14 protein-coding genes are annotated in these 19,502 nt (G+C 74.6%); 5 read left to right on the top strand and 9 right to left on the bottom strand.

The window, feature by feature from the left end; all coding sequences use genetic code 11:
• Positions 1-222: 222 nt before the first annotated feature.
• Together Aru02nite_RS30535 and Aru02nite_RS30530 are read right to left on the bottom strand one after the other, a co-directional pair.
• A complete protein-coding gene (locus Aru02nite_RS30535; protein ID WP_203663489.1) occupies positions 223-1,080 on the bottom strand; it encodes an alpha/beta fold hydrolase in 858 nt (285 codons plus the stop codon).
• A gap of 468 nt (positions 1,081-1,548) precedes the next feature.
• A complete protein-coding gene (locus Aru02nite_RS30530) occupies positions 1,549-2,739 on the bottom strand; it encodes an MFS transporter (RefSeq protein WP_203663488.1) in 1,191 nt (396 codons plus the stop codon).
• Between the two features lie 132 nt (positions 2,740-2,871).
• Here Aru02nite_RS30530 and Aru02nite_RS30525 point away from each other — a divergent pair, with 132 nt between their 5' ends.
• Positions 2,872-3,315 (top strand): MarR family winged helix-turn-helix transcriptional regulator, encoded by a 444-nt coding sequence (locus Aru02nite_RS30525; protein WP_203663487.1) that lies wholly within the window; start codon positions 2,872-2,874, stop codon positions 3,313-3,315.
• 49 nt (positions 3,316-3,364) lie between these two features.
• On the opposite strand, the gene Aru02nite_RS30520 is transcribed toward Aru02nite_RS30525, so the two are convergent.
• From Aru02nite_RS30520 to Aru02nite_RS30510, 3 genes are all read right to left on the bottom strand, one after another.
• Complete coding sequence (locus tag Aru02nite_RS30520) at positions 3,365-4,306, bottom strand: EamA family transporter (RefSeq protein ID WP_203663486.1); 942 nt, start codon at positions 4,304-4,306, stop codon at positions 3,365-3,367.
• A gap of 109 nt (positions 4,307-4,415) precedes the next feature.
• Complete coding sequence (locus tag Aru02nite_RS30515) at positions 4,416-5,339, bottom strand: hypothetical protein (RefSeq protein ID WP_203663485.1); 924 nt, start codon at positions 5,337-5,339, stop codon at positions 4,416-4,418.
• A gap of 160 nt (positions 5,340-5,499) precedes the next feature.
• On the bottom strand, positions 5,500-7,116 hold the full coding sequence (locus Aru02nite_RS30510; RefSeq protein WP_203663484.1) for a gamma-glutamyltransferase: 1,617 nt from the start codon (positions 7,114-7,116) through the stop codon (positions 5,500-5,502).
• Positions 7,117-7,458: 342 nt separating this feature from the next.
• On the opposite strand from Aru02nite_RS30510, the gene Aru02nite_RS30505 reads away from it, so the two are divergent.
• The 4 genes from Aru02nite_RS30505 (at position 7,459) to Aru02nite_RS30490 (ending at position 16,087) form a co-directional block, all read left to right on the top strand.
• The gene (locus Aru02nite_RS30505; RefSeq protein WP_203663482.1) at positions 7,459-8,796 is read left to right on the top strand and encodes an MSCRAMM family protein; all 1,338 of its coding nucleotides are present in this window, start codon (positions 7,459-7,461) and stop codon (positions 8,794-8,796) included.
• Positions 8,797-9,174: 378 nt separating this feature from the next.
• Positions 9,175-12,378: an ATP-dependent helicase gene (locus tag Aru02nite_RS30500; RefSeq protein ID WP_239077054.1), complete on the top strand. Its 3,204-nt coding sequence runs from the start codon at positions 9,175-9,177 to the stop codon at positions 12,376-12,378.
• Positions 12,375-15,668, top strand: coding sequence for an ATP-dependent helicase (locus Aru02nite_RS30495; protein WP_203663480.1), 3,294 nt, complete (start codon positions 12,375-12,377; stop codon positions 15,666-15,668). The genes Aru02nite_RS30500 and Aru02nite_RS30495 overlap by 4 nt, the downstream gene beginning before the upstream one ends.
• Positions 15,665-16,087 carry an acyl-CoA thioesterase gene (locus Aru02nite_RS30490; RefSeq protein ID WP_203663478.1) on the top strand — a complete coding sequence of 141 codons (423 nt, stop codon included), beginning with the start codon at positions 15,665-15,667 and terminating at the stop codon, positions 16,085-16,087. The genes Aru02nite_RS30495 and Aru02nite_RS30490 overlap by 4 nt, the downstream gene beginning before the upstream one ends.
• A gap of 156 nt (positions 16,088-16,243) precedes the next feature.
• Here the strand turns inward: Aru02nite_RS30490 and Aru02nite_RS30485 are convergent, their stop codons facing one another.
• The 4 genes from Aru02nite_RS30485 to Aru02nite_RS30470 all read right to left on the bottom strand — a co-directional run bounded on the left by Aru02nite_RS30485 (position 16,244) and on the right by Aru02nite_RS30470 (position 19,458).
• Complete coding sequence (locus Aru02nite_RS30485) at positions 16,244-16,438, bottom strand: hypothetical protein (RefSeq protein ID WP_203663476.1); 195 nt, start codon at positions 16,436-16,438, stop codon at positions 16,244-16,246.
• Positions 16,439-16,588: 150 nt separating this feature from the next.
• Positions 16,589-17,284 carry an HAD family hydrolase gene (locus Aru02nite_RS30480; RefSeq protein ID WP_203663474.1) on the bottom strand — a complete coding sequence of 232 codons (696 nt, stop codon included), beginning with the start codon at positions 17,282-17,284 and terminating at the stop codon, positions 16,589-16,591.
• A 3-nt stretch (positions 17,285-17,287) separates the two neighbouring features.
• Positions 17,288-18,076 carry an MBL fold metallo-hydrolase gene (locus Aru02nite_RS30475; protein WP_203663472.1) on the bottom strand — a complete coding sequence of 263 codons (789 nt, stop codon included), beginning with the start codon at positions 18,074-18,076 and terminating at the stop codon, positions 17,288-17,290.
• Positions 18,073-19,458, bottom strand: coding sequence for an MFS transporter (locus tag Aru02nite_RS30470; RefSeq protein WP_203663471.1), 1,386 nt, complete (start codon positions 19,456-19,458; stop codon positions 18,073-18,075). Before Aru02nite_RS30470 ends, Aru02nite_RS30475 begins: the two co-directional genes overlap by 4 nt.
• Positions 19,459-19,502 lie beyond the last annotated feature (44 nt).

Genomic DNA, 19,502 nt, shown 5'->3' with positions numbered 1-19,502 from the left:
CGTGGTGCATGTTTCCCCGGTGTCGATTGCCCCGTGCCGGGGCTTGGGGGTGCGAGAGAGGACGCTGTCCTCTCTCGCGCTCCCGTTGCCCCGCCCTCTCGTCAGCCGCGTGCTGTTGGCGCCTTCGGCGCCCAGCACAACCCACCGCGCGGTCGAGCCATTGCGCCACCGCCCCGCCGAGCCGCCGCCGCGCCTGTGCGGTCGGCGCAGCGGTTCGTGCGGCTACCGGAGGGTGGTGAGGAAGGTGGTGGTGGCCTGGCGGAAGGCGTGGGGGTTGTCGAGCCAGGGGAAGTGGGCGGTGTGGGGGAGGACGGTGCAGGTGGCGTGCGGGAAGAGGGCGGCGAGGGCGGTGACGGGGGCTACGCCGGCGAAGCAGTCGTCGGCGCCGGCGAGTACGAGGACGGGGGCGGTGACGGTGGTGAGGCGGGCGGCGAGGTCGGCGGGCGGGTCGACGGAGAAGTACGCGCGGTTGGCGGCGTAGTCGTAGCGGGATTCGGCGGCGTGGGCGCGTTCGCGGTCGCCCCAGGTGGCGTAGCCGAGGGGGGCGATGCGGAGCTGCCAGGCGTTGAGGCCGGCGTCGTCGGGGGTGGCGGGGCCGGCGTCGAGGGCGGCGATGGCGGCGTCGGCGGCCGGTTCGCCGCGCCGGCGGTCGATCATCGGTCGGGTGTCGGACGGCTCGTCCACCAGGTACGCGGCGGGCGGCGTGACGAGGACCAGCCCGGCGACGCGGTCCGGAAACCGTACGGCGTAACTGATCGCGAGCCGGGTGCCGGCGGAGTGGCCGAGCAGCCGGAGGGTGTCGAGGCCGAGATGGATGCGGAGGCGTTCGAGGTCCTCGGCCTGCCGCCAGTACGAGGCGACGGTGACGTCGGCGGGCAGCGGGGAACGGCCGACGCCGCGCAGGTGCGGGACGAGTACGCGGTGGTCGCGGGTGAGCCCGGCCAGGTCCCCGAGGTACGCGGGGTGCAGCGCGGCGCCGCCGGCGAGCGCGATCACCGGTGCTATCGGGCCGATCCGGTCGTCGTGCGGGAGTACGTCGTAGTGCAGGGTGGCGCCGTCGGCGCCGAGGTAGGTCGGCATGGTGCGGTCCCTTCGTCGTGGCGTGCGGGTGGCCCGGATCGGCTCGGTGCCGGGCGGTCGCGGGACTCCGCCCGCGCGTACCGCGTGTCTGCACAGGTTGCTGGCCGGCTGCGCCGGGCCCGTTCGCCGTCTCGCCACGTTGTCGGCACGAACGGACTCCGGCTCGCTCGACCGAACCTGCGCCGACCCGCCCTAGGAGCGGATCTGCTTGGTACGCAAGGGTTCCGGCCGGTGGATGGTCCGGGCGGTGAGGTGTGGAAGGGTCGGGACGACGACGGCGGGCGTCGGTACGCGGAAGTACACAGGTGGTGCCTTTCGGACGCTGCTGTGGGCGTCCCGGCGGCCCCTGGTCAGGCCGTACGAGAGGGGAGCGCCCACCCGGCCACTGCGTTGATGGGTCTCACCTCCTCGGTCGTCTCGTGCACCGGGCACGCTACCAGACCTCCCGCGGCAGGGTACGGGAACGCGTCAGCGCAGCGCCGGGGCCGGGGCGGGTGCCGGGACGGCCGAGGTACGGCGGGGGCGGCGGTCGAGCAGCGCGGACACGACGGCGAGGAGCAGGGCGCTGGTGGTCATGGCGGCGCCGACCCAGTTCGGTGCGGTGTAGCCGTGTCCGGCGGCGATGACGGCGCCGCCGAGCCAGGCGGCGAGCGCGTTGCCCAGGTTGAACGCGCCGATGTTGGCGGCGGAGGCGAGGGTGGGCGCGCCGGACGCGTGGTCGAGTACCCGCTTCTGCAACGGCGGTACGGTCGCGAACCCGAGCGCGCCGATCAGGAACAGCGTGACCGCGGCGGTGACCTTGCCGTGTGCGGTGACGGTGAACAGCGCCAGGACGAGGGCGAGTCCGCCGAGCGCGGCGAACAGCATCGGCATCAGGGCCCGGTCGGCGAACCGGCCGCCGACGAGGTTCCCGGCGACCATGCCGAGCCCGAAGAGTACGAGCAGCCACGTCACGGAGGCCGGGGCGTACCCGGCGACCCGGGTCATCATCGGCGCGATGTACGTGATGGCGGTGAAGACGCCGCCGAAGCCGAGGATCGTCATGGCCATGGCGAGGAGTATCTGGACGTTGCGGAGGGCGCGCAGCTCGTGCCGCAGGCGTACCGGGGAGGCGGGGAGGTCGGGGACGAGCGCGGCGACGCCGGCCAGGCCGAGGATCCCCAGCCCCGCCACCACCAGGAACGTGACACGCCAGCCGAGGTGCTGCCCGACGAGCGTGCCGAACGGGGCGCCGACGACGTTCGCGACGGTCAGCCCGGCGAACATCAGCGAGATGGCCGCGGCGCGCCGTTGCGGGGCGACGAGGTCGGCGGCGACGACGGAGCCGATGCCGAAGAACGCGCCGTGCGTGAGCGACGCGACGATCCGTCCCACCACGGTCAGCCCGAACGTCGGCGCCAGCGCGGTCAGCGCGTTGCCCACCACGAACAGGGCCATCAGCAGCATGAGCATGCGCTTGCGCGGGATCCGGGTGCCGAGCGCGGTCATCACGGGGCCGCCGGCGGCGACACCCAGCGCGTACCCGGTGACGAGCAGGCCGGCGGTCGGGATGGACGTGCCGAACGTGCCGGCGATGTCCGGTAGGAGACCCATGACGACGAATTCGGTGGTACCGATCCCGAAGGCGCCGATCGCGAGGGCCAGCAGGGCGAGTGGCATGGTGCGGTTCCTCCGGCAGTTCGTTGCAGGTGCACTCAACGACTGCCGACAATAATTGCAAGCGCGGGCTATCGGCAAGAGACGACTATCTCGATCGTGCGGTACTCTCGGTCACGTACGCGAGGAGGAGCGATGACCGCGACCCAACCGGGAATGACCGCGCTGGCCCAGGGCTGGTGCGCGCTGTCCGCGCTGCACGGCCGGATCGAGGCGCACGTCGAGCGCGCGTTGCAGTCCGGCCACCGCCTCAGCGTCCGGGAGTACTCGCTGCTCGACGTGCTCAGCCGGCAGCACGACGGACCCGGCGGGCACCTGCGGATGAGCCAGGTCGCCGACGCCGTGGTGCTGAGCCAGAGCGCCACCACCCGGCTCGTCACCCGGCTGGAGGACCGCGGCCTGCTGGAGCGGTACCTGTGCCCCGACGACCGCCGCGGCATCTACACCGACGTCACCACCGCCGGCCGCAAACTCTTGCGCCAGGCGCGCCCCACCAACGACAAGGCGCTCCGCGAGGCGCTCGACGCCGCCCTCGACGACCCCGAGCTGGCCCCGCTCGCCCGCGTCGTCCGCGGCTGACCAAGCCTTTCCGCGTACTCCGGCGGCACCGTCCGGTGGCGGTGCCGGGTCAGGAGCCGACCGGGACGGGCTCCGGTTCGGGGGCGGTGGCCGGGGTGGCGCGCTGCGCGACGACCGCGCCGGCGAGGACGAGGACACCGCCGCCGATCTGTACCGCGTCCATCGCCTCGCCGAGCAGCAGCCAGGCCAGCAGCGCGGCGATGACCGCCTCCAGCGTCGCCACGGTCGAGGCGACCGGCGCGGACAGCCGGCGTACCGCGGCGATGCCGGTCAGGTACGCCACGACCGTTGCCACCACGGCGATCCAGGCCACGAGCACGATCGCCGGTACGGCGTGCCCGCGTACCTCGGGGGCGGTGGTGAGCAGGTGCCACGGCATCGACCAGGGGCGCGCGACGACGGTCATCGCGACCGCGCCGACGAGGAGTCCCGGGCCGAGCATCGCGACCGGGCCCACGCCGTCGCCGGCCGACTCGGAGAGTACGAAGTAGACGACCTGGCAGCAGGCGGCGGCGAGGGCGAGCCCGAGGCCGAGCAGGTCGAACCGCGCGCCGGACCACACCTCCACCACGTTCGCCAGGCCCACCACGGCGAGGACGACACCGACCAGGGCGGCCCGCGACACCCGACGCCGGAGTACGACCCGGACGAAGGCGAGCACCAGCACCGGCGCCAGGTACTCCACGAGCAGGGCAACGCCGACCGGGATCCTTGCTATGGCGGCGAAGTAGCAGCTCTGTACGCCGGCCACGGCGAACAACCCGTACCCGACGATCGCCACCGGACGGCGCCGCAGCGCGCCGAGATGCCGTACCGCCAAGGGAAGCAGCAGCAGCGCCGCACCGGCCACCCGCAGCCATGCCACCGACAGCGGGCTCAGCCCCGCGTCGATCAACGGCTTCGCCACCGGCCCCGACCCGCCGAACGCCAACGCCGACGCGACCGCCAGGCCCAGCCCGGCGGTCGGCGTACGGAAAGGCGCAGCTCCCACAGCCGCACCTTACCGACCGGCGCCGCTCCACCCCCGGAGAGCTTCGTCACCCGGTCACGTGAAGACGACCGGTGATCTGTGGGGACAGGAGCGGGCCGGCGCAGCGCCCTCAACCCACAGCGCGCCAGTTGTCGTACTGCGAAACCATCTGGTACGTCATGTCGGGGCACTTGAAGTTGTCGTGCGGCTGGTCGTACGCGGTGCCGGCGTTGCCGGGTGCGGCGTTGACCCAGGATCCGTTGATGTACTGCCGGATCGAGCGTGCCTCGAACGTGGTGCCCGCCATGTCGGTGCAGGCGTAGCTGGTGCCGTTGGCGGCGACGTCGGAGTACAGCTCGTAGACGTCCCAGCCGCTGGTGCCGGCCTGGGTGGAGCCGGACGAGGTGTAGAGCGTCTGCCAGGTCGAGTTCGCGTAGTTGTAGAGGTACGCGACCCAGGTGTTGGGGTTGCTGCTGGTCCGCAGCACCTCGGCCGAGTAGAACCCGCCGCTGGCGTACGTGCCGAGGAACGTGGAGTCGATCGGCACCGAGACCACGAACGTGATGTCGTTGCACCAGTCCCACACCGACACCGAGCGCTGGCCGCTGGTGTACACGGTGGTGATCTCGATGCAGGAGCCGCCGGCCGGGTAGAGCGTCGGGGTGTAGATGGTGGTGCCGGACCGCGCGACGGTCAGGGTACTGCTGAAGCTCTGGGTGGCGACGACGCCGCCGGTACCGGAGACGTTCGTGAGGCTGGTGCCCTGCGCGGGGTGGATCTGTGCGGCGAGCGACGGCCGGGCGCCGGGCAGCAGGTCCCGGTGCGCGGCGCGGAAGTCGGCCGCCGCACCGGCCATCCGGGTACGCGCGGCCGCGCCGCGCAGCGCGGGCACGGTGCCGCGGTGCGCCGCGTGCGGGTCGGGGACGACGGTGCGGGCGTGGGTGGCGGCGTTCGCGGAGGCGGGAACGGCGTGGCCGGCGGTGGCCGGCGTGAGTGCGAGTGCGGCGACTCCGGCCGCGGCGAGCGCGAGGGACGCTCTTCTGAGGGGAAACATGAAGGATTCTTACCAGTACAAATTCACCCAGGTCAATACATTGACCCTGAACCGGTACTAACGCGCGACCGCCCCCGTAACGGATGTCTGCGCGGTGGATGGGGCGGGTTCGGACGCACCGAGCGGGCGCCGGGTGGGTGGACGCGCGAGCGCCGACGGGCTACAGGTGGATGCCGATGCCGCCGCGGCGGGGGTCGCCGCCGGCGCCGGTGGGGCCGACCGCGGACGCGCCGCCGAAGTAGTGGTCGAGGCCGGGCCACCGGTGGATCCGGTACCCGGCGGTGGCGAGCGCGGCGAGTTCGTCGTCGGGTACGCCGGGCTCGGCGTGCGCGGTGGAGCCGACCACGTGGAACCGTCCGCGGGCGATGGCCATCTCGGGGTGGAGCCCGTCGACGAGCACGCCGACCATGGTGTGCGCCAGCGCGGTACGGATCCGGGACGCGCCGGCCGCGCCGACGGCGAGCAGTACCTCGCCGGGGCGGCGCGGGTGGGTGGCGCGCGGTTCCGCGTCGGGCAGCGGTACGGGTGCGGTGACGTCGGCGAGTGCGGTGACGGCGCCGCCGCCGGGCGGTACGACGCCGCCGGCGGTGTGTACCTCGACGACGGTGTCGGTGGGCAGTTCGGGGCCGGGCGCGTCGGCGGTGCCGTCGGTCGGCGTGGCGCCGGGGGTGGCCGGGTCGGCGGTGACGACGAGCGGCGACATCATGCTCGCCATCCGGGCGCCGGGCGGCAGTTCGCCGACGATCAGCTCGCCCTCGCCGAGCATCGAGTTCAGGTGTACGCCGAGGCCGGGCAGCCACACGCCGGAGCCGAGGCCCATCGTGGTGGTGACGACGCAGGCGTTGCCGTCCGGGTCGACGACGGAGATGTTGGTGGTGTCGCCGAGTCGCTGGAGGGCGTGGTCGCGCAACGCGTTCGCGAGCAGTACGGCGCGGTGCGGGCGTTGCACGTCGAGTACGTCGTCGCCCAGCGCGTCGAGCGTGTCGACGGTGCGGTTGAGGTCGCCGCTGCGGCCGTACACGTGGGCGCCGGCGAACCGGGCGTGCCCCGCCGGTACCTCCAGGACCTGGTAGCCGGCCAGGTCGGCGGGGCCCATCGCGCCACCGGCCCCGCGGACCGCGGCAACGATGGTGTCGGCGACCGAGCCGGTGTAAAAGACGTCCGGGCCCTCCTCGGCGAGCAGCGTCATCGCCTTGTCGAGGCCGGGATGCCGGAGCAGCTCGCCGCCTTCGAGCAGCCGGCCGCGCGGCGCGTACGCGACGGCGCCGTCGGACGGCAGCAGCGCCGGGGCCAGCGCGCGCAGGGTGTGCGCCTGCGGCGCGGGCAGTGGCGTACCGGTCCGCGCCAGGTCGACGGCGGGCGCGGCGACGGTCTGCCACGGCAGCCGCCCCCACCGCGTGTGCAGGGCGCCGCAGCCGGCCGGCACCCCGGGCACCCCCACGCTCGCCGCGCCGATCTCGTACGGGATGGGCACGGTGCCGAGGGTGATGCTGACCGGGGTCATCGGGCCCGGGGTGGCGTCCCCGTCCAGTCCCGGTACCGAGACGAAGAAGTCGAGGCAGGTCACCGTGCCTGTCGCGGCGTCGAAGTACGTGGCGTACCCGCCGCCGCCGAGACCGGTCAGGACGGTCTCGCCGGCGCAGCTGGCGAGGACCGCGGCGACGGCGGCGTCCGCGGCGGATCCGCCCGCGGCCAGGATGGACAGGCCGGCCTCGGCCGTGGCCGGGTGTCCGGCGGCGATGCCCGCTGACACGCTCGCCTCCTCCGCCTCCCCCATTACGCTCCGATGTATGAACGATACGTGCGGTGGCCAGCCCTCGCGGCTCCGTCACCGAACACCGGGACCTGCGGTCCGATGTGGACAGTACGGGGCACACGCCGGTGGCGGTGCGTAACCGTTCGGGTGGGATCGGGCCGACCCGGGTGGGAAGCGTAGGCTGCCAGGCGGTGTCCGGTTCGCCCGGACGCCGGCCGACGGGGGACACCCCTCGGCCGGTCACGTCGGGCCACCCGGTCCCGCGAGCCCGACCGGCCACCCGCGTCACCCCGGACCCGCCGCGGGTCCGTGATCGAGCCCGTGGCCCGGGCCGACGGCAGCGTGCGACGAGGGGACAGACAGATGACGAAGACCGCCCGGGGTTGGTGGGCGCCCGCCATCGGGGCCGGCCTGATCCTCGGTGTCCTCGTGGGCGGCGCCGGCCTCGCCGTCACCGGACACATCGACCACGACAAGTACGGGTGGCGGTGGCCGGCCGCGATCGGCGCCACCGCGCTGCTCGCCGCCGTACTGATGGTGCTGGCCGCGGTACTGCGGGAGCGCGGCAACCGGCGCGTCCGGCAGGCCGCCGAGGCGGCGTCGGCCGCTTCCGCGGCGAGCCCCGTACCGGGGTTCGAGCCGCCCGCCGGGTCGACCGCGCCCGTGCCGTCCGCCGCGCCCGCGCAGCCCACCGTGTCCGAGCCGCCGACGGTGGCCGGGTCGCCGGCGGAGCCCGGGAACGGCCGGGTCCGGGACTCCGCGCGCGCCCGGCTCGCCGCCACGGTGCCCAGCGCCGCGCCCGACCGATGGGTGACCGCCGCCGTACCGGAGGGGCAGCGGCTGCCGGAGTGGGCCGGCCCGACCTGGGGCGGCGAGGTACGTCCCAACGCGCCGCGGCGCCCGGCCGAGCCGGAGCCCGCCGGCACCCCCGTCCGTGGGTACGTGCGGGACGCGGCGGACAGCGTCGTCGCCGGCGCCGCGGTCACCCTGATCGACCTGTCCGGCCAACAGACCGGCCGCTGCGTGACCGGCGTGGACGGCTGGTACCAGGTGCCGGCGCCGCGGCCGGGCACGTACACGCTGATCGTGCGGGCGCGGGGGCACCAGCCGTCGGCGTCGGTGGTGGCGGTCGGCGGTGCGCCGGTGGAGCTGGACCTGACGCTGGTCGGTACGGCGGTGCTGACCGGGACGGTGCGCATCGCGGGCGGCGTCGGCACCGTACCGGGCGCGACGGTGTCGCTGGTGGACGGCAGCGGTGAGGTGCTGGCCGCGGGCGCCGCCGACGACACCGCCGGCTACCGGTTCGCCGAGCTGCTGGCCGGCGGGTACACGGTGGTCGTGCACGCACCCGGGTACCGGCCCGCGGCGGTGCCGGTGACGGTGCCGGAGACCGGGACGGTGGGCCTGGACGTGGCGCTGATCGGCGGCGCGAGCGTGCTCGGTACGGCCCGCGCCGGCCGCGACGACCGGCCGCTGCCCGACGCCCTCGTCACCCTGTACGACGCGCGCGGCGAGCGGGCGGCGGAGGTCGCCACCGACGGCGAGGGCCGGTACCGGATCGACGATCTGGCGGCCGGGGAGTACACGGTGGTGGCGGCGGGGTTCCCGGCGGTGACGGCGGACGTGCACCTGGTGGACGGCGAGCAGTACGAGCACGACGTGGTGCTGTCGCACGATCCGACCACCGCCCGCTCGGCCTGACGTCGACGGGACGTACCTGAGCCCGCCGGCGGACCTCGCCCCGGCGTACGGACCGGTCGGTACCGCGTCGGCGGCGACGAGATGCTCGTCGGGCCGGACTGTGCCGGACCTGGCTGTCGCGTTCCTCGACGTGGCCGAACGTCCGCGCACCGCGGCCGCCGCTGCACCGTCGGGTACCGAGGTCGACTGATCGTCACCCGGTGGGTCGTTCGGGTGGTTCCGGCGGAGGCGTGGGCGTGGGCGGTCGTGGAGTGTCGTAGCGGCGTGGTCTGATGGTGCGGTGAGCGCGAGGCGTGGGAGCCATCGGGCGTGAGCGCTCCGAGCGTCGGCGCGGGCGGCCCCGCCGACACACCGCTCGGAGCACCCGGGGGGTACCGGCTGGTCCGGCCGGCGGTGTCGGGATCGACACCGCTGGCGTACGACGCTGCCCAGCGGGCGGTGGTGGCGCACCGGCGCGGCCCGCTGCTGGTGCTCGGCGCCCCCGGCACCGGTAAGACGACGACGCTGGTCGAGGCGGTCGCGGCGCGGGCGGCGGAGGTCGGCGCGGACCGGGTGATGGTGCTGACGTTCGGCCGGCGGATGGCGGGCCGGCTGCGGCACCAGATCGCGACCCGGCTGTCCGCCGTCGCCGACGACACGTCGATCGCGTTCCGGGCGGAGCCGTTCGTCCGTACCTTCCACGCGTACGCGTACGGGGTGCTGCGGCGGGCGGCGACGGAGCGCGGCGAGCCGGAGCCGCGGCTGCTGGCCGGGCCGGAGCAGGACGTGACGATCCGCGAGCTGATCGCCGCCGGCATCGACGACTCCGCGTACGACGCGGGCTGGCCGGACGAGCTGCGCGCCGCGCTCGGTACCCGCGGGTTCGTGGCGGAGCTGCGCGACCTGCTGGCCCGCGCCGCCGAGCGGGGCGTACCGCCGGAGCGGTTGGCGGGGTGGGGCGGTGAGCTGGGGCGGGCGGACTGGCGGGCCGCGGCGCGCTTCGCCCGGGAGTACTCGGCGGTGCTGGCGTTGCGGGACGCGACCGGGCACGGCGCCGCGTCGTACGATCCGGCGGAGCTGATCCGGGCGGCGATCGACCTGCTGACCGACGATCCGGCGCTGCTGGCGGCGGAGCGCGACCGCTTCCGCCACTGCTACGTCGACGAGTTGCACGACACCGACCCGGCGCAGCTCGACCTGCTCGAACTGCTGGCCGGCGACGGGCGCACGATCGTCGCGTTCGGGGATCCGGACTCGTCGACGTTCGCGTTCCGGGGCGCGGATCCGGCCGGGGTGACCGGGTTCGCCGACCGGTTCCCGGTGTCGCCGGGGGTGCCGGCGCCGACGGTGGTGCTGTGGACGGCGTGGCGGCAGGCGGCCCGGCCGGCGGCGCTGACCCGGCGTGTCGCGTCCCGGCTCACCGGCCCGCCGCGGCACCGGGCGGTCGCGCCGCCGCCGGACCGTACCGGGGCGGTCGACGTGCGGGTGTTCCGGTCCGAGGCGCAGGAGTCGGCGTACCTGGCGCACGCGTTGCGGGAGGCGCACCTGCTGCGCGGCGTCCCGTGGTCGCGGATGGCGGTGCTGGTCCGTTCGACGGTACGGCAGCTCGCGCCGCTGCGGCGGGCGCTGACGCAGGCCGGCGTACCGGTGCGGGTGGCGGCGGAGGACCTGCCGCTGTCGGCGCAGCCCGCGGTGGCGCCGCTGCTGATGCTGCTGCGGTGCGCGTTGCGGCCGGACGCGCTGACCGAGGAGGCCGCGGTCGCGCTGCTGCACTCGCCGCTGGGTGGCGCGGATCCGTTCACCGAACGGCAGTTGCGGCAGGGCCTGCGGGCGCTGGCGTTGCCGGGCGGCGACCGCCGGCCGTCCGGCGTACTGCTGCTGGAGGCGTTGCGCCGCCCGGTGGAGCTGGCCGCCGTCGACCGCCGCTGGGCCGCCCCGGCGGTACGGATCGCGGGGCTGCTCGCGACCGCCCGGCGTACGGCGCACCAGCCGGGCGCGACGGCGCTGGACGTGCTGTGGGAGGTGTGGCAGCAGAGCGGGCTGGCGGAGCGGTGGACCCGGCTGGCGCTGGCGGGCGGGCAGCGCGGCGCCGCCGCGGACCGCGACCTGGACGCGGTCGTCGCGCTGTTCGACGCGGCCCGCCGGTTCACCGAACGGTTGCCCGGTGCCGGCCCGGCCGCGTTCGGTGAACACGTTGCGGCGCAACAGCTTCCGGGCGACTCGCTGGCGCCGACCGGGGAGCGCGGCGAGGCCGTACGGATCCTCACCGTGCACGCGTCGAAGGGGCTGGAGTGGGACCTGGTCGCGGTGCCGGGAGTACAGGAGGGGACGTGGCCGGACCTGCGGTTGCGCGGCAGCCTGCTCGGTTCGGAGCTGCTGGTCGACCTGGCCTCGGGCCGGCGTCCGGACCCGGCCGGTGCGGAGCCCGCCGACCCGCCCGCCGTCGGTACCGCCGCGCACCGGGCGGCGCTGCTCGACGAGGAACGCAAGCTCTTCTACGTGGCGACCACCCGGGCGCGGGAGCGGCTGATCGTGTCGGCGGTGGCGGCGGGTGACGGCGAGGAGCTGCCGAGCCGGTTCGTCACCGAGCTGACCGACACCGACCTTCCCGGTACTGCCGAACTGCCGCGCGCGTTGACGTTGCCGGCGCTGGTGGCCGAGCTGCGTACCGTGGTGTCCGATGTGGACGGTGAGCCGGCGCGGCGGCGGGCGGCGGCACGGCAGCTCGCCCGGCTGGCCGCCGCGGGAGTACCGGGGGCGCATCCGGCGTCGTGGTGGGGAATGGGCGCGCTGTCCGACGAGCGTCCGCTGGCCGGGCCGGGGGAGACCGTCGAGGTGTCACCGTCCACTGTGGAGAACGTACGGCGGTGCGGGGTGCGCTGGGTGCTGGAACGGCACGGTGGAGCCAATCCGCCGGGCGTCGAGCAGAGCGTCGGCACGCTGGTGCACAACGCGGCGGCGGAGGCGGACGACCTGTCGGCGCTGCGCAAGTTCCTGGACGAGCACTGGGACGAGGTGGAGTTCCCGGCGCGCTGGGTGGTGGACCGCAAGCGCGCCGAGGCGGACCGGATGCTGGACAAGCTGGCGGAGTGGCTGGCTGACAACCCGCGCCGGCTCGTCGCCACCGAGCGCCGGTTCCGTACGAAGCTGCCGCCCCGGCCGGACGAGCCGGAGGTGGAGCTGACCGGCGCGGTCGACCGGCTGGAGCTGGACGAGTACGGGCGGCCGGTCATCATCGACCTCAAGACCGGTGGTACGGCGCCGACGGACGCCGCGGCGGCCGAGCACCCGCAGCTCGCGGCGTACCAGGTGGCGGCGGGGCACGACGCGTTCGCCGAGCTGCCCGGGATCGAGCCGGGCGTCGAGCCGGGCGGTGCGGCGCTGGTCCAGATCGGCGGTACCCGGGCGCATCCGCGGGAGCAGCGGCAGCCGGCGCTGGCCGACGCGGACGATCCGGGCTGGGCCGAGGAGATGGTGCACGATGCGGCGCGCCGGATGGCGGCGGCGACGTTCAGCGCGGTGGTGAACGAGCACTGCCGGTCCTGCGCGGTGCAGTCGAGCTGCCCGCTGTCCGCGCACGGCCGCCAGGTGACCGGCGAATGAGCACCGATCCGTCCACAGTGGACCGCGTGGAAGGTGTTGCGGCGCAACCGAACCACAGCCGGGGCCGCACCCCGCGGTACTCGCCGGCCCGGCTCGCCGAGTTGCTGGGCCTGCCGCGGCCGACGGACGAGCAGGCGGCGGTGATCGCCGCGCCGCTCGGCCCGCTGCTCGTGGTGGCGGGAGCCGGCTCGGGCAAGACCGAGACGATGGCCGCCCGCGTCGTGTACCTGGTCGCGAACCGGTTCGTACGGCCGGATCAGGTGCTGGGGTTGACGTTCACCCGGAAGGCGGCCGGCGAGCTGTCGGTCCGGATCCGGTCCCGGCTCAGCCAGCTGGCGCGGATCCCCGAGGTTGCCGGCGAGTCCGGCGCGGCGACCGGCGAACCCACCGTTGCCACCTACCACTCGTACGCGGCGCGGGTGGTCACCGAGCACGGGCTGCGCGCCGGCTTCGAGCCGACCACCCGGCTGCTGACCGAGGCCGCGTGCTGGCAGCTCGCCGACGCCGTCGTCCGCACGTACGACGGGGACATGTCCGAAGTGGACCTCGCGCCCGTCACCGTCACCAGCGAGGTGCTGGGACTCGCGGCGGAGATGTCCGAGCACCTGCGCGACCCGGACGAGCTGACCCGGTTCACCGAGCGGCTGATCGCCGCGATCGAGCGGATCCCCGGCACCGTCCCGCTGGACACGAAACGGTTGCTGGCGCGGCAGAAGGCGCGCCTGCAGATGCTGCCGCTGGTCCGCAAGTACGCGGAGCGCAAGCACGCGGCCGAGGCGATGGACTACTCGGACCAGATGTCGCGCGCGGCGCGGGTGGCGCGCGAGCACCCGATCGTCGGCGCCACCGAACGCGACCGGTACCGGGTGGTGCTGCTGGACGAGTACCAGGACACGTCGCACGCGCAGGCGGTGCTGCTGCGGTCGCTGTTCGGCCGGGGGCACCCGGTCACGGCGGTCGGCGACCCCGCCCAGTCGATCTACGCGTGGCGTGGCGCCAGCGCCGGCACGCTGGAACGGTTCCCGGCGGACTTCGCGCGCGCCAACGGTACGCCGGCGGACCGCCTGTCGCTGACGGTGAGCTGGCGCAACGCGCCGGCCATCCTCGACGTGGCGAACGCGTTGAGCGCACCGCTGCGCGCCCGCGGCAGCGCCGCCGTCGTCCTGGACGCGGCACCGCACGCCGCCGCGGGCCGCGCCGTACGGTGTGCGCTGCTGCCGACGGCGACCGACGAGGCCGGCTGGCTCGCCGACGCGATCGACACCCACTGGCGGCTGAACTCCACAGTGGACAGTCCACCCACCACCGCGGTACTCGTCCGGTCCCGCAGGCAGATCCCGGCCGTGGAGCAGGCGTTGCGCGCGCGGGGCATCCCGGTCGAGGTGGTCGGACTCGGCGGCCTGCTCGACACCCCGGAGGTACGCGACGTCGTCACGACCCTTCAGGTACTCGCCGATCCGGCGGCCGGCGCGGGCCTGATGCGGCTGCTGACCGGGCCGCGGCTGCGCATCGGGCCGCGCGACGTGGTGGCGCTGCACCGGCGCGCCCGCACCCTGTCCAAGCGGTACCGGCCGGCGGACGACGGGCCGGGCGGCAACGAGGTGACGCTGGTCGAGGCGCTGGACGACCTGGGCCCGGCCGAGGCGTACTCGCCGACCGGGTTCCGGCGGCTGGCCGCGTTCGCCGCGGAGCTGGCGGAGCTGCGTACCCGGTTGGACGCGGCGCTGCCCGACCTGGTCGCCGACGTCGAGCACACGATCGGGCTGGACGTCGAGGTCGCCGTACGCGCGGGGGCGGACGCCGGGCTGGCCCGCGCGCACCTGGACACGTTCGGCGACGTGGCGGCCCGGTTCGCGGCCGACTCGGACACCGCGACGCTGGCCAGCTTCCTCGCCTTCCTCGCCGCGGCCGAGGAACAGGAACGCGGCCTGGAGCCGGGCCACGTCGAGGTGGTGACCGGTGCGGTGCAGGTGCTGACGGTGCACTCGGCGAAGGGTCTGGAGTGGGACGTGGTGGCCCTCGCCGGGCTGTCCGAGCAGGTGTTCCCGGCGCGCTCGCAGGCCGACCACTGGCTCGCCCGCCCCGGCGTACTGCCGTTCGCGCTGCGCGGCGACCGTACCGGGCTGCCCGAGTTCATCGTGTCCACAGTGGACAGTCAGCGCGAACTCTCCAAGGTACGCAAGGAGTTTCTGGCCCGGTGGGTGGAGCACGACGCCGACGAGGAGCGCCGCCTGGCGTACGTGGCGGTCACCCGGCCGCGCCGCCTCCTGCTCTGCTCCGGGTACTGGTGGGACGGCGACGCGACCGGTCGCCGCGGCCCGTCCGCCCTCCTCACCGAGGTACGTGAACGGTGCCTCGCCGGCGCCGGGTACGTCGACGCCTGGGCCGACGAACCCGCGCCCGACGCGCCCAACCCGGTCAAGTCCAACCCGCCGCGCGCGCTGTGGCCCGCCGATCCGCTCGGCGACCGGCGGCCCGCCCTCGCCGACGCCGCCGCGCTGGTCCGCGACGAGCTGACCGCCCTGCGTGCCGGCGGTACGCCGGACCCCGCCGACGACGAGGAGCGGCGCTGGGCGTACGAGGTGGAGCTGTTGCTGGCGGAGCGGGACCGGGCCGGGCGCGGCGCGGGCGAGATCCCGTTGCCGTCGGCGCTGAGCGTCACCGACCTGGTGGTGCTCGCCGACGACCCGATGGCGCTCGCCCGCCGGATCCGCCGGCCGCTGCCGCGCAAGCCGGACCCGCGGTCGGCCCGGGGCACCGAGTTCCACCGCTGGCTGGAACGCCGGCTCGGCGCCCGCGAACTGCTCGACATCGACGAACTGCCCGGTGCCGCCGACGCCGAGGCCGTACCGGACGACGACCTGGCGGCGCTGCGCGAACGGTTCCTCGCGAGTGAATGGGCCGACCGTACGCCGGTGGCGGTGGAGGTGCCGTTCGCCACGGTCGTCGCCGGGATCGTGGTACGCGGCCGGATGGACGCCGTGTACGCGGAGCCCGACGGCAGCTATACGGAGTTGAGGAGCTTGCGACGATACCGCGTCGTCGACTGGAAGACCGGACGCCGACCGGAGGGTACGGCGGCGCGGGCGGCGGCCGTGCAGCTCGCCGCGTACCGGCTGGCGTGGGCGGAGCTGGCGGGGGTGCCGGTGTCGGCGGTCGGTGCCGCGTTCCACTACGTGGCGGCCGGCGTGACCGACGCGCCCGTCGACCTGCTCGACGCCGAGGGCCTCGCGGCGCTGGTCACCGACCTGCCGCCGGCGGCCGGGGACACCCTAGCCTCGGAGGGGTGAGCGAAACCTTCACCACCCGGGTCACCGTCCGCGGCTACGAACTGGACACCCAGGGCCACCTCAACCAGGCCGTCTACCTGCAGTACGCGGAGCATGCGCGGTGGGAGTGCCTGCGCGCGGCGGGCGTGGGCCAGGACGCGCTGCTCGCCACCGGCGTCGGCCCGGTCGCCCTCGAAACCACCATCCGGTACCTGCGGGAGCTGCGCGGCGGCGACGAGGTCGACGTGTCCTGCGCCTTCGCGTACGAGGAGGGGCGCAAGACGTTCCGGATCGTCCAGCACATCACGAAGGCGGACGGTACGCCCGCGGCGGAGATCACCGCGGTCGGCGGCCTGCTCGACCTGACCGAGCGCCGGCTCATCGCCGACCCGCGCGGGCACCTGCGGACGCTGGCGACCGTACCGGAGCTGATCTCCTGACCGTACGGCCGGCGCCGATCGTGCCGGTTGCCCGACTTTCGCCGCGTACGGCCAGGACCCGCCGGTACCGGCCGGAGACAGCGGACGCCGCCCCGGTGGTCCGGGGCGGCGTCCGACGGTGCCCCGCGGCGTGCGGGGCGGTGCCTGGAGGCGCAGTCAGCCGGAGCGGCGGTGCCCGTAGTTGCGCTGGGCGTGCGCGGCGCCGTGCGTGTCGCCGTGCTGCTTCGCGCCGTCGAGCCGCCGGTTCTGCGACTGGGCCTTCTTGCCCTTCGCGCGGCGGGCCGCCCGGTTCAGGAACTCGGGCTGCTCGTCCGGCGTGGTCGCGTCCGGTGTGTCTGGCGTTTCGGTCATGACAACTCCCTGAGGGTGTGCGTACTTGCCGCAACGGGTGCCGGCTCCGGGGCCGCCGGCAGATGGCTGCTGGTGGGCGCGCGACGGCGCGGATCCTCAGATCGTCATGCGCCCGACCCTAGCAGCGGTGCGACCGCCACCGTCAGCGAATTACGCCGCCACCTCGCCGAGGATCGCCGCGAGGCTGCGCGGCAGGTCACCCAGATCGTCCAGTACGACGTCGGCGCCGGCCGCGCGCAGCTCCGCCGCCGGCGTGAAGCCGGTGGCGACCGCGACGACCCGGGCGTCGTTGCGGTGCGCCGCGTCGACGTCCAGTACCGAGTCGCCGACGAGGACGGTCGGCATCGCGGCGCCGGGCCCGTACGCGGCCGCGGTCCGCTCCCGCGCCACCGGTACCAGGTCCGGCCGGTGTTCACGGTCCGACCCGAACGCGCCGTACCGCAGGTCGAGCGGCGGCACGAGGTCGAACGCGGCGAGCTTGAGCCGGGTGGTGGCCAGCTGGTTGCCGGTCAGTACGGACTGGACCACGGTCGGATCCCGGTCCAGCGCCGCCACCACCTCCGGTACGCCGGGCAGCAGCCGGCCCGCGGTGCGGAGATCCCGGCGTGCCAACGCTTCGGCCTCCCGTTCGAGCGCGACGGGCAGCAGGCGGTCGGCGGTCTCCGGCGCCGCGCCGTACTCCCGGAGGATGTCGCGCAGGATCTGCCGGATGGTCCGGCCGGGCACGACCGTCGCCGGCCGCGGCGGCACACCCACCAGGTCCGCGCACAGCGAGTACCACACCTCGCGGTCGACCGCGCCGAGGTCCAGCAGCGTCTGGTCGACGTCCCACAACACCAGCACCATCGGCTAACCCACCGGTACCACGAGGCCGGCGCTCGCGGCGGTGACCGGCACCGGCGCGGCGGACTCCGCGGCGGCGGCGAACGACTTCTCGTCGTCGTACCCGAGGAGGTGGCTGACGACGAGCCGGTCGACCCCCGCGGTACGGGCGAGCGAGCCGGTCAGTTCGGCGGTGAGGTGGCCGTGGTCGGCGAGCATCGCCGGATCGGCCGTCAGGTACGTGGCCTCGCACACGAACACGTCCGCGTCCCGCGCGGCACCGAGCACCCCGTCGCACCACCCGGTGTCCGACGAGAACGCCACCGTACGGTCGCCCAGCGCGAAGCGCAGCGACGCCGACGGTACGGCGTGCTTCGCCCGGAACCCGGTGAGCGTCACGCCGTCGCCGAGCCGTACGACGGTGGCGCCGTCCCTCACCAGCGGCCGTACGTCGAACGCGGTGGACAGCGGGCGCCCCACCGCCGGATCCGTCGGTACGGCCACCCAGTCGTCGAGCCGGGCGAGCGTCGCCACGCTGTCCTCCGGTACGTACAGGGGGATCCGGGGTGGCGGGGTCGGCGTGAGCAGCCGCGTGAACGCCAGCGGCACCACGTCGAACATGTGGTCCTGGTGCAGGTGCGTCAGGACCACCGCGTCGATCCGGTGCTCCAGCCCGCGGGCGGTGAGCTGGCCGACGATGCCGGGGCCGCAGTCGACGAGCACCGTCGTACCGTCGTGTTCGAGCAGGTAGCCCGAGCACGGCGAGACCGCGTCGGGCCGCCCGGCCCGGAATCCCAGTACGGTCAACCGGGTCACAGTTCCTCCTTGGTGGCGACGGCGAGGACCGGCCGGGTGCCGGTCGTCTGTTCGAGGGTGCGGTTCTTGGTCTCGGGGGCCATCGCGACGGTGACCACCAGGCCGAGCAGCCCGGCGCCGACGAACAGCCAGAGCGCGTTGTCGACACCCCACGCGTCGACGAGGTTCGGGAAGACGAGCACGCCGAGGATCGCGCCGACCCGGCTGACCGCGGTGCCCAGTCCGGTACCGGCGGCGCGCAGCTCGGTCGGGAAGAGTTCGGTGCAGTAGACCATGTCGAGCGTGCCCGGACCCATGTTGGCGAACAGGATCGCGACCGCGAAGAGTACGACGATGACGGCGAGCGCGGGGGCGTGCAGCAGCGCGAGCGCGACGAGGACGGCGGTCTCGCCGGCGAACGCGGTGAGCAGTACGGGTCGGCGGCCCCACGAGTCGACGAACGCGCAGGAGATGCCGGCGCCGACCACGCCGAGCAGCGCGATGACCGCCGAGCCGATGTTCGCGGCGAGCTGGCTCGACCCGCCGAGCGACGTGAGGATGGTCGGCGAGTACATCTGGATGCCGTAGTACGCGACGCCGTGGGCGAACCAGAACGTACAGACGAACACGGTCGCGCCGATCAGTCCGCGGCCGAACAGCCGCCGCCACCGCCCGCTGGTGTCCGTACCGGGTGGTGCGGGGGCGGGCAGCACGACCTCGTCCGGTGTCATGCGGCTGCCGGCGGAGCGCGTCACGAGGTCGGCGACCACCTGTTTCGCCTCCCCGGTACGCCCGTGCGCGATCAGCCACCGCGGCGACTCCGGGATGCTCGTCCGGAAGAACAGCGTCACCAGCGCGAGCGCGGCGCCGACGAGCAGCATCCACCGCCACGCGCTCGGCCCGATCGGCAGGAACGCCACACCCACCAGGTACGCGGCGAACGCGCCGACGTTCCACATCAGGCTGAGCGCCACGACGAGCCGGCCGCGGTCCTTCGGCGACCCGAACTCCGCGGTCAGCGCGGACGAGATCGGGTAGTCGGCGCCGATGCACAAGCCCAGCAGGAACCGGAACACGATCAGTTCCCAGACGTTCTGCGAGAACGCGGCGAGCGCGGCGAACACGACGAAGCCGATCAGGTCGATCAGGTACATCGTCTTGCGGCCGAGCCGGTCGGACACCCGGCCCATCACCAGCGCGCCGACGAACATCCCGACGATCGCCGAGCAGCTGGTGATGCCCGAGGTCAGCGGCGTGAACGTCCACGACTTCTTCAGTACGGGCAGGGCGACGGCGATGACGGTCAGGTCGAAGCCGTCGAGGAACATCCCGATCGACGAGAGCAGGGTGAGCTTGCGGCGGAACCGGGACAGGTTCGCGATGTCGAGGGTGGCGGCCGTCATCGCGCCGCCGCCGTACTCGGGTGTGCGGGTCTGGGGGTCATGGC

The sequence above is a fragment of the Actinocatenispora rupis genome, from assembly GCF_016861975.1.
Lineage (GTDB): Bacteria > Actinomycetota > Actinomycetes > Mycobacteriales > Micromonosporaceae > Actinocatenispora > Actinocatenispora rupis.
The sequence above is the reverse complement of the archived record's forward strand: the minus strand, read 5'-3'. Positions and strand labels throughout refer to the sequence as shown.